The organism is Pseudomonas sp. AP3_22 TE3818, assembly GCF_053628995.1.
The window spans coordinates 673012-685575 of record NZ_JBRJHL010000001.1 but is presented as its reverse complement, the minus strand read 5'-3'; the positions used below and the strand labels follow the sequence as shown (position 1 = coordinate 685575).

Annotated in this window: 11 protein-coding genes; 8 read left to right on the top strand and 3 right to left on the bottom strand. The window is 60.4% G+C overall.

Annotated features, from left to right (window positions below):
- Window positions 1-57: 57 nt before the first annotated feature.
- The 3 genes from AB7M25_RS03215 to AB7M25_RS03205 are packed head-to-tail and all read right to left on the bottom strand — an operon-like array spanning window position 58 to window position 2514.
- Entirely contained in the window at window positions 58-825 is a 768-nt protein-coding gene (locus AB7M25_RS03215) for a TerB family tellurite resistance protein (RefSeq protein ID WP_429517735.1), read from the bottom strand.
- 1 nt (window position 826) lies between these two features.
- Window positions 827-1498 carry an N-acetylmuramate alpha-1-phosphate uridylyltransferase MurU gene (gene murU / locus AB7M25_RS03210; RefSeq protein ID WP_429386685.1) on the bottom strand — a complete coding sequence of 224 codons (672 nt, stop codon included), beginning with the start codon at window positions 1496-1498 and terminating at the stop codon, window positions 827-829.
- Window positions 1495-2514 carry an aminoglycoside phosphotransferase family protein gene (locus AB7M25_RS03205; protein ID WP_429386683.1) on the bottom strand — a complete coding sequence of 340 codons (1020 nt, stop codon included), beginning with the start codon at window positions 2512-2514 and terminating at the stop codon, window positions 1495-1497. The genes murU and AB7M25_RS03205 overlap by 4 nt, the downstream gene beginning before the upstream one ends.
- Window positions 2515-2644: 130 nt before the next feature.
- Between AB7M25_RS03205 and AB7M25_RS03200 the strand changes: the two genes are divergently transcribed.
- The 8 genes from AB7M25_RS03200 (at window position 2645) to AB7M25_RS03165 (ending at window position 12513) form a co-directional block, all read left to right on the top strand.
- Window positions 2645-5455: an LPS-assembly protein LptD gene (locus AB7M25_RS03200; protein ID WP_429386681.1), complete on the top strand. Its 2811-nt coding sequence runs from the start codon at window positions 2645-2647 to the stop codon at window positions 5453-5455.
- Window positions 5430-6752, top strand: a complete 1323-nt coding sequence (gene surA, locus AB7M25_RS03195; protein WP_429386679.1) for a peptidylprolyl isomerase SurA — start codon at window positions 5430-5432, stop codon at window positions 6750-6752. Before AB7M25_RS03200 ends, surA begins: the two co-directional genes overlap by 26 nt.
- Window positions 6749-7738: a 4-hydroxythreonine-4-phosphate dehydrogenase PdxA gene (pdxA, locus tag AB7M25_RS03190; RefSeq protein ID WP_454236971.1), complete on the top strand. Its 990-nt coding sequence runs from the start codon at window positions 6749-6751 to the stop codon at window positions 7736-7738. The genes surA and pdxA overlap by 4 nt, the downstream gene beginning before the upstream one ends.
- On the top strand, window positions 7735-8553 hold the full coding sequence (gene rsmA / locus AB7M25_RS03185) for a 16S rRNA (adenine(1518)-N(6)/adenine(1519)-N(6))-dimethyltransferase RsmA (protein WP_429386677.1): 819 nt from the start codon (window positions 7735-7737) through the stop codon (window positions 8551-8553). The genes pdxA and rsmA overlap by 4 nt, the downstream gene beginning before the upstream one ends.
- Before the next feature lie 115 nt (window positions 8554-8668).
- Window positions 8669-9049 carry a Co2+/Mg2+ efflux protein ApaG gene (gene apaG / locus AB7M25_RS03180; protein WP_007980214.1) on the top strand — a complete coding sequence of 127 codons (381 nt, stop codon included), beginning with the start codon at window positions 8669-8671 and terminating at the stop codon, window positions 9047-9049.
- Window positions 9049-9930, top strand: coding sequence for a symmetrical bis(5'-nucleosyl)-tetraphosphatase (locus AB7M25_RS03175; protein ID WP_429517738.1), 882 nt, complete (start codon window positions 9049-9051; stop codon window positions 9928-9930). Before apaG ends, AB7M25_RS03175 begins: the two co-directional genes overlap by 1 nt.
- Before the next feature lie 33 nt (window positions 9931-9963).
- Entirely contained in the window at window positions 9964-10293 is a 330-nt protein-coding gene (glpE, locus tag AB7M25_RS03170) for a thiosulfate sulfurtransferase GlpE (protein ID WP_104450002.1), read from the top strand.
- Between the two features lie 297 nt (window positions 10294-10590).
- Entirely contained in the window at window positions 10591-12513 is a 1923-nt protein-coding gene (locus AB7M25_RS03165; protein WP_007980217.1) for a PrkA family serine protein kinase, read from the top strand.
- Window positions 12514-12564 lie beyond the last annotated feature (51 nt).

Below are 12564 nucleotides of genomic sequence, written 5' to 3'. Positions count from 1 at the left end.
CTGTGGGAGCGGGCTTGCTCGCGAAGGGGCCATTACAGACAACACAAAGCGGTTCGCCTAGCGAAAATCCCGCCGCTCCCGAATCAGCGTATAGGCGCTATGCAGCTCACGCGTTCGCTCAGTGGCCTCACGCACCTGCATCGCCGTCGCGCCACTGCCGGCGATCTTGTCCGGATGATGGCGACTGAGCAGGCGCCGGTAAGCACGCTTGATCTGCGCTGGCTCAGTGGTGGCCGACACCCCCAACAGCTTCAAGGCGTCCTGATAGCTTGGCACGCTGTTGCCCAATGGCCGCTTCTGCGGCTCATAATCGTGGGCCAACGCCTGCACCTGGTGCGGCGTCCAGCCCAGCCACTGGCCCCACTGGCGGATCAACTCACGCTCATTGCTGCCGGCACGACCATCGGCCCAGACCATTCGCCAGCAGGCGCGTAACACGCCTTCCGCCGCATGAGGCTGGGCACTCAGGCGACGCAGATAACCGCGTAGCCGGTCGCGGCCCGACTTGCCACGGTTGAACGCGGCAATTGCACGGCGCTGAGCCGGCCCGGACATATTCAGCGAGCGCATTTCCGCCCGGGCCTGTTCGATGTGCCCGGCCATCACCTGGCCGTCACACTTGGCCAGGCGTCCCAGCAGGACAAACAGCAATTCATCGTTGCGCAACACCGGGCGGCCGCCCAGTTTTTCCCGCAAATGCCCCCAGCTCTGCAGCTGCAAGCGCCGATCCAGCGCCTGCCCCAACAACGCGCCGAGCATGGCCCCCGGAATACTGGCTATGGCAAAGCCCGCTCCGGCTCCAATCAGAGTCCCTGGCCACAGCATGTCAGCGGCTCGCTTCGATTAATGTTTCAACTTCGGCCAGACGCTCGTGTGTGCCGACATCAACCCAGCGCCCCCTCAACTGCTCGCCGGTCACCTGCCCGTCAGCCATGGCTTTGCGCAACAGCGGCGCGAGCTTGAAGGCCCCGGCGGTGCAACCGTCAAACAACTGCGGATGCAACACGGCGATGCCGCTGTACGTCAGGGTGGGAGCCTGCGGCTGACGGTCGTGCACCTGGTTTCCGACCAGGCTGAAGTCCCCGGCCGGATGATGCGGCGGGTTGCTGGCCAGCACCAGGTGCGCCAGGCCGTTGATGGGTTGGTGCAGCACGCTGAAGTCGTAATCGGTCCAGATATCGCCGTTGACCACCACAAAGGCGTCATCTCCCAGCAACGGCAAGGCGCGGAAAATCCCGCCGCCGGTTTCCAGGGGTTCACCCTCCGCCGAGTACTGGATGTTCACGCCATAAGTCGAACCATCGCCCAGATAGTCTTCGATCTGCTGACCGAGCCAGGCGTGATTGATCACGATGTCGGTGAAGCCGGCGGCAGCCAGCGCCCGCAGGTGATACTCGATCAGCGGCACGCCACCGGCACGCACCAGCGGTTTGGGTGTGGTCAGGGTCAGCGGGCGCATGCGCTCGCCTTTGCCCGCGGCCAGAATCATTGCCTTCATGCTTTCACTCCGGCACGCAGGCTGGCCAGCAGCACATCCAGCTCGGCCAGTTCGGGGCGGCGAGCGATCACGGCATCTATATAGGCAAAGAAACGCGGAACATCACCCAGATAACGCGGTTTGCCGTCGCGATGGCAGATGCGCGCGAAAATACCGATGACTTTCAGGTGACGTTGCACGCCCATCAAGTCGCTGGCACGCAGAAAGTCCTCGAACTCGGGCTGAACCGGAATGCCAAGCCCCCCCGCCTGCTGCCAGTAGCTTTCCAGCCAGCCGTGTACGCGCTCCTCGGGCCAACTGAGGAAGGCGTCCTTGAACAGGCAGGTCACGTCGTAGGTCACCGGGCCATATACCGCATCCTGGAAATCCAGCACGCCGGGGTTGGGCTCGCTGAGCATCAGGTTGCGCGGCATGTAGTCGCGATGCACCAGTACTTTTGGCTGTGCCAGGGCGCTGTCGATCAACAGATCGCTGACTTGCTGCCAGAGCACTTGCTGCGCCGCGTCGAATTCGATGCCCAATTCGCGCTTCACGTACCACTCGGGGAACAGTTCCAGTTCGCGACGCAGTAACGCCACGTCATAGCTCGGCAGCGGCGCAACCATCGGCAACTGCTGGAAAGCCAGCAACGCCTGCAGGGCATCGTTGAACAAACCGTCGGCGTTTTCGCCGTCGATGACGTCCAGATAGGTCTTGTTGCCCAGGTCATTGAGCAAAAGAAAACCGCGCTCCAGGTCTTCGGCATAAATTTTCGGCACATTTATTCCGGATTTTGCCAGCAAAAAGGCGATATCCACGAAGGGTTTGCAGTTCTCCTGGGGCGGTGGCGCGTCCATCACGATGAAACTTCTGCCATCGCCTTTCCAGCGGAAATACCGCCGGAAACTCGCGTCGCTGCTGGCCGCGGTCAACGTGGCCGGGGGTACGACGCCCCAACCCTGCTCGGCAAAAAGGGTCGCCAATTGTTCATCGAGCCAAACTTTCAGGTGTTGCAAGCGTACATCTTGATCAGGCATTGCAAGGGTCTCCGACGGCGCTAGCCGTCAAGCGGGTCATGCTTTATTATCCAGCATCTTTTTCAGACCATCGAGAGGCGTGCGGCCCACACCGCGGGCAGATGGCACGCAGGAAGCCCGGACTAATAAGATGGCATTGAAATCCCCCGCGTTTCGTAAAAAATTTCCGTTGTTGGTTACCGGCAGTTTGCTGGCGCTGCAACCCCTTGCCACTTCCTACGTGGTCGCCGCGGAACAGTTTGACTGCTCAGTCTCTGCTTCGGGGTCCTGGGACTGCGCACCAAAGACGCCGGCGGCTGCATTGCCACCGCGTCCCGTCCATGACGGCAGCGCAGTTTCCGCCACTGGTGAAGCCCCGGCCGAAAACGGTTCCAGTGAAGACACTGGCGCCAAGCCGGTGCTGGTCACCGAATCCAAAGGCCGTGGCCTGAAGTCGCGTAGCGAAGACTACAGTCACCTCGACTGGGTTCCCCGCGAGCAGCTCACCGCCGCACAATTGGCTGAAACCGGTCCTTATTGCTCTGGTTCCTATATCGAACCGATTCGTCCTGGCATGAATGACAAGACGGATAAAAGTGACGCGCCTACCTTTATCGGCGCAAAAGCCTCCCGCTATAAGCAGGATGAGCAGGTCGCGACCCTGGCCGGCGACGTCGTCATGCGCCAGGGCAGCATGCAGGTCGAAGCCGACGAAGCCAACCTGTACCAGGCCGAGAGCCGTGGCGACCTGAATGGCAACGTGCGCATTCGCGACAACGGCGCCCTGATCGTCGGCGACCACGCCGACGTGCAGCTCGACACCGGTGAAGCCAAGGTCGACAACGCCGAATACGTGATGCACAAATCTCGCATCCGCGGTAATGCGCTGTACGCCAAGCGCGCCGAGAACGCGATCATCCGCCTCAAGGATGGTACGTACACCACGTGCGAACCGAACAGCAACGCCTGGCAGCTCAAGGGCAACAACATCACCCTGAACCCGGCCACCGGTTTCGGTACGGCGACCAACGTGACGCTGCGGGTCAAGGACATTCCGGTTCTGTACACGCCGTACATCTATTTCCCGATCGATGACCGTCGCCAGTCCGGCTTCCTGCCGCCGACCATCGGCACCGGCAGCGATACCGGCTTCATGCTGGTCACCCCGTACTACTTCAACCTGGCGCCGAACTACGATGCCACGTTGTACCCGCGCTACATGGAAAAGCACGGCTTGTTGATGGAAGGCGAGTTCCGCTACCTGACCAAGTCCAGCGAAGGCCAGTTCGGTGCGGCGTACCTCAACGACGAAAGCAACGAGCGCGACAAACAGTCCGACTCCGAAAAAACCCGCTACATGTACAACTGGCAGCACAAGGGTGGCCTCGACTCGCGAGTACTCACGCAAGTCGACTACACCAAGATCAGCGATCCGTATTACTTCCAGGATCTGCAGACCGACCAGATTGGCATAAAAAGCAACGACTACGTGAACCAGCAGGGTTCCGTGACCTATCGCGGCGAGGGCTATACCGCCCGCGCGAACGCCCAGGCATATGAACTGGCGAGCGTATCGAACATTACCCCGTACGACCGCCTGCCGCAGCTCACCCTCGACGGTATGCTGCCTTACCATCCGGAAGGCCTGGACTTCACGTACAACACCGAGCTCGTGCGGTTTGACCGGGATCTGCAGAGCGGGACCTACTTCGACGAAGATGGGGTCGGCTCTCCCCGTATTGATAACAACATTCAAGGTCTGGCTCGCGCCAATGGCGACCGCCTGAATCTCGCGCCCGCCATGAGCCTGCCGATGAACACGACGTACGGCTTCCTGACACCGAAGCTCAAGTACCAGTACACCCAGTACCAACTGGATCTGGACGGTACCGGCAAAAGTCAGATCGCGCAGCAAGATCAGGCCGCAGCTGCCGCCGGGACTAAAAATTTCAACGGCAATTTCGACAGCAACCAGAACCGCGGTGTACCGATCGCCAGTATCGACAGCGGCCTGTACTTCGATCGCAATACCCAGTATTTCGGCAAGAACTACCGCCAGACACTGGAGCCGCGCCTGTTCTACCTGTACGTGCCTGAAGTCGACCAGGAAGACATCCCGGTATTCGACACCAGCGAATACACCTTCAACTTTGCGTCGCTGTTCCGTGACAACCGTTTCTCCGGCTCCGACCGTGTCGGCGACGAGAACAAACTGTCCCTGGGCCTGACCAGCCGCTGGATCGAAGACAACGGCTTCGAGCGTCAACGCATCAGTGTCGGCCAGGCCTTGTACTTCAAGGACCGCGAAGTTCAGTTGCCAGGGATCAACCCAAAAACCCGCGCCGATGCACATTCGAATGTTTCGCCTTATGCGCTGGAATACGAATATCGCTGGAACCGCGACTGGCGCACCACGGCCGACTACAACTGGGACCCGGACAGCCGCAGCCCTCGCTCGGGCAGCGCGATGTTCCACTACCAGCCTGAAGACAACCCGAACAAGATCGTCAACCTTGGCTATCGCTATCGTAACGACCAGGTGATCTACAACCAGAACACCGGTCAATGGCAGTTCGGTGGTGACTACGGCACCCCTGGCCAGCCTGGCTACGTGAAGGATTACTACAAGATCGAACAGCACGACTTCTCGGTGATCTGGCCGATCGTGCCGCAATGGAGCGCTATCAGCCGCTGGCAGTATGACTACAACCGCAACCGTACCCTGGAAGCCTTCGGTGGCTTCGAGTACGACAGCTGCTGCTGGAAACTGCGCCTGATCAACCGTTACTTCGTTGATTACGACGAGTTCAGCCAGCAGGCACCGGAAAACGAAAAAGGCGACCATGGCGTCTTCCTCCAAATTGTTCTGAAGGGACTCGGCGGCCTCACCGGCGCCAAGGCAGAGAGCTTCCTCGACAAAGGCATTCAAGGTTATCGTGAACGTGAAGACCAAGCTTTCTGATTGTCTGCGCCCGCTGATGCTGGGCGCGCTGTTCCTGAGTACGGCGGCCAGTGCCGCCGTGCAGTCCATCGACAAAGTGGTGGCCATCGTCGACAACGACGTGGTCATGCAGAGCCAACTGGACCGACGCGTCCATGAAGTTCAGCAAACCATTGCCAAGCGTGGTTCTGCCGTACCGCCGGCCAGCGTGCTGGAGCAGCAGGTACTTGAGCGCCTCATCGTCGAAAACCTGCAATTGCAGATCGGCGAGCGTTCCGGCATCCGCATTACCGACGAAGAGTTGAACCAGGCCGTGGGCACCATTGCCCAGCGCAACAACATGTCGATCGAGCAGTTCCGCGCCGCCCTGACTCGCGACGGTCTGTCCTACGACGACGCACGCGAGCAAATTCGTCGCGAAATGGTCATCAGCCGCGTGCGCCAGCGTCGGGTCGCCGAACGCATTCAGGTCTCCGAGCAGGAAGTGAAGAACTTCCTGGCGTCCGACCTGGGCAAAATGCAGCTGTCCGAAGAGTTCCACCTGGCCAACATCCTGATTCCTACGCCGGAAAGCGCCAACTCCGAAGCGATTCAGAGCGCCGCCAAACAGGCCGATGCGATTTACCAGCAGCTCAAGCAAGGCGCTGACTTCAGTCAGTTGGCAATCGCCAAATCCGCCAGCGAGACCGCTCTGGAAGGTGGTGACATGGGCTGGCGTAAAGCCGCTCAGTTGCCTCCGCCGTTCGATCGCCTGCTGAGCACCATGCCGGTGGGTGATGTCACCCAGCCAATGCGTACCCCGGGCGGCTTCATCATCCTGAAGATCCTCGACAAGCGTGGCGGCGAGACCCAGATGCGCGACGAAGTGCATGTACGTCACATCCTGGTCAAGCCGAGCCCGATCCGCGACGCAGCGAAAACCAAGGCCCTGGCCGAATCGCTCTACAGCCGTATCGAGGCTGGCGAAGACTTCGGTGAGCTGGCGAAAAACTACTCGGAAGACCCGGGTTCCGCCCTCAACGGCGGCGACCTGAACTGGATCGACCCGAACGTGCTGGTGCCCGAGTTCCGCGAAGTGATGGCCAAGACCCCGCAAGGTCAGCTGTCCAAGCCGTTCCAGACTCAATACGGCTGGCATGTCCTGGAAGTCCTCGGCCGTCGCGCCACCGACAGCACCAGCCAGGCTCGCGAGCAGCAAGCCATGACCGTTTTGCGTAACCGCAAATACGACGAAGAGCTGCAAACCTGGCTGCGTCAGATCCGTGACGAAGCGTACGTGGAAATCAAACTCCCTGGCGCCGACCAGGCAGCACAGTGAAACCCCAACGTTTCGCGCTGACACCCGGTGAACCAGCCGGCATAGGTCCCGACCTGTGCCTGCTGCTCGCCTCACAAGCCCAGCCCCATCCCCTGATTGCCATTACCAGCCGCGACCTGCTCATCGAGCGGGCCGCGCAACTGGGCGTGGCGGTCGACTTGCTGCCGGTCACCCCGGACAACTGGCCGGATGCACCCGCGCCAGCCAACAGCCTGTATGTCTGGGACACACCGCTCAACGCCAAGGTCATCGCCGGACAACTGGACAAGGCCAACGCTGCGTTCGTCCTGGAAACCCTGACCCGGGCCGGCCAAGGCTGCCTGAGCGGGGATTTTGCCGGCATGATCACCGCGCCTGTGCACAAAGGCGTCATCAACGAATCCGGCATCGCCTTTTCCGGGCACACGGAATTCCTTGCCGACCTGACCCACACCGCGCAAGTGGTGATGATGCTGGCCACTCGCGGCTTGCGCGTGGCCCTGGTGACCACTCACCTGCCCCTTCGCGAGATTGCCGATGCCATCACGCCGGAGCGTCTGGAGCGCGTCACGCGAATCCTGCACGCCGACCTGCAAAACAAGTTCGGCATCGCCCGGCCGCACATCCTGGTCTGCGGGCTCAACCCGCATGCCGGTGAAGGCGGGCACCTGGGCCATGAAGAAATCGATATCATCGAACCCACATTAGAGCGCCTGCGCGGCGAGGGCATGGACCTTCGCGGCCCCCTGCCCGCCGACACTCTGTTTACCCCCAAATATCTGGAGCACTGCGATGCGGTGCTGGCGATGTACCACGACCAGGGCCTGCCGGTGCTGAAGTACAAAGGCTTCGGCGCGGCAGTCAACGTGACCCTCGGCTTGCCGATCATCCGTACGTCGGTCGACCACGGCACCGCCCTGGATCTGGCCGGCAGCGGCAAGATCGACACCGGCAGCCTGCAAGTCGCCCTGGAAACCGCCTACCAGATGGCCGAGACCCGTTTATGACCGAGCAATACCAACACAAGGCGCGCAAACGCTTTGGCCAGAACTTCCTGCACGATGCCGGCGTTATCGACCGCATACTGCGTTCCATTCATGCCAAGGCAGAAGATCGCCTGCTGGAGATCGGCCCGGGCCAGGGCGCACTGACCCAAGGCCTGCTCAGCAGCGGCGCGCAACTCGACGTGGTGGAGCTGGACAAGGACCTGATCCCGATCCTCAACCAGCAGTTTGCCGGCAAGAGCAACTTCAACCTGCATCAGGGCGATGCGCTGAAGTTCGACTTCAACAGCCTGAATGCCGCGCCAGGCAGCCTGCGAGTGGTCGGCAACCTGCCGTACAACATCTCCACGCCGCTGATTTTTCACCTGCTGCACAACTCGCACCTGATCCGCGACATGCACTTCATGCTGCAAAAGGAAGTGGTCGAGCGCCTGGCTGCCGGCCCTGGTGGTGGTGACTGGGGCCGTCTGTCGATCATGGTTCAGTACCATTGCCGGGTCGAACACCTGTTCAACGTCGGCCCGGGCGCGTTCAACCCGCCACCGAAAGTCGATTCGGCCATCGTGCGCCTGGTGCCCCACGCGGTACTGCCGCACCCGGCCAAGGATCATCGCTTGCTGGAGCGCGTCGTGCGCGAAGCGTTCAACCAGCGCCGCAAAACCCTGCGCAACACCCTCAAGCTGCTGCTGAGCAATGCCGAAATCGAAGCCGCCGGCGTCGATGGCAGCCTGCGTCCCGAGCAGCTCGACCTGGCCGCCTTCGTGCGCCTGGCTGACAAGCTCAGCGAGCAAGCGCCACAAAAGCCTGCTACCAACTGACAGGCGATGAGCGCTATCGGGTAGGACGCCACTCTGGTCTACTACCCGATACTTGGCCTAGACTGAACTCCATCAGCTACGCCCCGCGTCCCGCTTCGTTTTTAAGGCCCCTTGCATGTCCGATCCTCGTTATCAGGTCGACGTCAGCGTCGTCACCCGCTATCTGGCAGAACAATCGCAACCCGAGCACGACCGTTTTGCCTTCGCCTACACCATTACCGTGCAAAACAATGGCGAAATGCCCGCCAAACTGCTTTCACGACACTGGGTCATCACCGATGGTGACGGGCATGTCGAAGAAGTCCGCGGCGCAGGCGTGGTAGGCCAGCAGCCACTGATCGACCCGGGCAAGAGCCACACCTACAGCAGCGGCACGGTGATGACCACCAAGGTCGGCACCATGCAAGGCACCTACCAGATGCTTTCCGACGACGGCAAACATTTCGATGCCATCATCGCGCCCTTCCGCCTGGCGGTGCCCGGAGCCCTGCACTGATGGCAACCTACGCCGTCGGCGACCTGCAAGGCTGCCTTCAGGCCCTGCAATGCCTGCTCAAACAAGTAGCGTTCGACCCTCAACGCGATCGCCTGTGGCTGGTGGGCGACCTGGTCAACCGCGGCCCGCAGTCGCTGGAAACCCTGCGCTTCCTCTATAGCATCCGCGAATCGCTGGTGTGCGTGCTCGGCAACCACGACCTGCACCTGCTGGCGGCCGGACGCAATATCGAACGCCTGAAGAAGGCCGATACCCTGCACGAGATCATTGAAGCGCCGGATAGCGCCGAACTACTCGAATGGCTGCGCCAGCAAAAGCTCATGCACTACGACGAACAACGCAACGTGGCACTGGTCCATGCCGGCATTCCCCCCCAGTGGTCGCTGCGCAAAGCCTTGAAGTGTGCAGCCGAAGTCGAGACCGCCTTGCGTGACGACAACCTGCTGCCGCCCTACCTTGACGGCATGTACGGCAACGATCCGGCGAAATGGGACAACGACCTCAAAGGCGTGACGCGCCTGCGGGTGATCACCAATTATTTCACCCGCATGCGTTTTTGCACCGCCGAAGGCAAACTCGACCTCAAGAGCAAGGAAGGCCTCGATACCGCGCCACCAGGCTACAAACCCTGGTTCCAGCACAAGGAACGCAAGACCAAGGGGCTGAAGATCATCTTCGGTCACTGGGCAGCACTGGAAGGCAATATCAATGAGCCTGGCATCTCGGCCCTCGACACCGGCTGCGTCTGGGGCGGCGCCCTGACCCTGATGAACGTCGACAGCTTTGAGCGCCTGTCCTGCAAATGCGACGAACACGGCCATGCCGTGCCGCCAGTCGCCTCATCCATTCCCCACACATCGCCAGCCAGCGTACCGCGCTAGACTGCCCATTCTGCCGAGCCACAGGAGCCCGCCATGAGCGAATTCAAACGTATCCCCCCGGAACAGGCCCAGGCCCTGCGCGAACAAGGCGCAGTGGTGGTCGACGTCCGCGACCCGGCCACTTTTGCCGCCCTGCATATCGCAGGCTCGAAGCATCTGGACAATCATTCCCTGCACGCTTTCATCCAGGGCGCCGACCTCGATGCGCCGACCGTGGTGGTCTGCTATCACGGCAATTCCAGCCAGGGTGCGGCCGCCTACCTGATCAGCCAGGGCTTCTCCGACGTCTACAGCATGGATGGCGGATTCGAGTTGTGGCGTACGACCTATCCGGCGGAAACGGCGCAAGGCACTGCCGAATAATTTTTTTGTAACGTTGCAGGCCCCGACTCCCGCGGGCTAGCGCGGTGGCAGACGAACGGTCTGCCACAACTAATTACGTATCTCGCCTTTACCTCCCGAATTCCCAACTATCCTTAAGCCCAGGCCATCCAAAACAGGGGAGAGCCGGTACACCGGCGCACGGGTCATCGGGAGTAGCTTTCGGAGTCGTCAGCTCCGGGAGAGTTCTGGGGGGTAAACAGCAATCGCCTGTTCGGTTGCTGCCAGCATCGACTGAGTGATCCGGCGTCGGCTCCACGTATCGAGCGAGGTGACGTCATGAGTATCTTTAGCCACTTCCAACAACGCTTCGAGTCCACACGCCAGGAAGAACTCTCACTGCAAGAGTATCTTGAGCTGTGCAAAAAAGACCGCAGCGCCTACGTTTCCGCCGCCGAGCGTCTACTGCTGGCCATCGGTGAACCGGAACTGCTCGACACCTCGACCAACTCGAGGCTTTCGCGCATCTTCTCCAACAAGGTCATACGCCGCTATCCGGCCTTTGAAGACTTCCATGGGATGGAAGAATGCATCGACCAGATCGTGTCGTATTTTCGCCACGCCGCTCAAGGCCTGGAAGAGAAGAAACAGATCCTGTACCTGCTCGGCCCTGTCGGTGGCGGTAAATCGTCCCTGGCCGAGAAGCTCAAGCAGCTGATGGAAAAAGTGCCCTTCTACGCGATCAAGGGCTCGCCGGTTTTCGAGTCGCCCCTGGGTCTGTTCAACTCCACTGAAGATGGAGCGATCCTCGAGGAAGACTTCGGCATTCCACGGCGCTACCTCAACACCATCATGTCGCCATGGGCGACCAAGCGCCTGGCCGAATTCGGTGGCGACATCAGTCAGTTCCGCGTGGTGAAGCTCTACCCGTCGATCCTCAACCAGATCGCCGTGGCCAAGACCGAACCTGGTGACGAAAACAACCAGGACATTTCGGCACTGGTGGGCAAGGTCGATATCCGTAAACTGGAGGAGTTCCCGCAGAACGACGCCGACGCCTACAGCTACTCGGGCGCCCTGTGCCGGGCCAACCAGGGCCTGATGGAATTCGTCGAAATGTTCAAGGCGCCGATCAAGGTGCTGCACCCGTTGCTGACCGCCACACAGGAAGGCAACTACAACAGTACCGAAGGCCTTGGCGCGATTCCGTTCACCGGGATCCTGCTGGCGCACTCCAACGAATCGGAGTGGCACACCTTCCGCAACAACAAGAACAACGAAGCTTTCATCGACCGGATCTACATCGTCAAAGTGCCGTACTGCCTGCGGGTCAGTGACGAAGTGAAGATCTACGACAAGCTGCTGTTCAACAGTTCGCTGGCCAAGGCGCATTGCGCGCCGGATACCCTGAAGATGCTGGCCCAGTTCACCGTGCTCTCGCGCCTTAAAGAGCCGGAAAACTCCAACATCTATTCGAAGATGCGCGTGTACGACGGCGAGAACCTCAAGGACACCGACCCGAAAGCCAAGTCGATCCAGGAATACCGCGACAACGCCGGCGTCGACGAAGGCATGAACGGTCTGTCGACCCGCTTCGCGTTCAAGATCCTGTCGAAGGTGTTCAACTTCGATCCGCACGAAATTGCCGCCAACCCGGTACATCTGCTCTATGTGCTGGAACAACAGATCGAACAGGAACAGTTCCAGGCCGAGACCCGCGAACGCTATCTGCGCTTCCTCAAGGAGTACCTGGCACCGCGCTACATCGAATTCATCGGCAAGGAGATCCAGACTGCCTACCTCGAGTCCTACAGCGAGTACGGCCAGAACATCTTCGATCGCTACGTGTTGTACGCCGACTTCTGGATCCAGGACCAGGAATACCGCGACCCGGAAACCGGCGAAATCCTCAACCGCGTAGCCCTGAACGAAGAACTGGAGAAAATCGAAAAACCGGCCGGCATCAGCAATCCGAAGGATTTCCGCAACGAAATCGTCAACTTCGTCCTACGGGCCCGGGCCAATAACAACGGCAAGAACCCGACCTGGCTCAGCTACGAAAAACTGCGGGTGGTCATCGAGAAGAAAATGTTCTCCAACACCGAGGACCTGCTACCGGTCATCAGTTTCAACGCCAAGGCCAGCAAAGAGGACCAGCAAAAACACAACGACTTCGTCACACGGATGGTCGAGCGGGGCTACACCGACAAACAGGTACGACTGCTGTCCGAGTGGTACCTGCGGGTCAGAAAATCACAATAACCCGCTGCCGGTCAGACCGGTTGTCGTCAGCCAGAGACCTGTGTGCGCTTT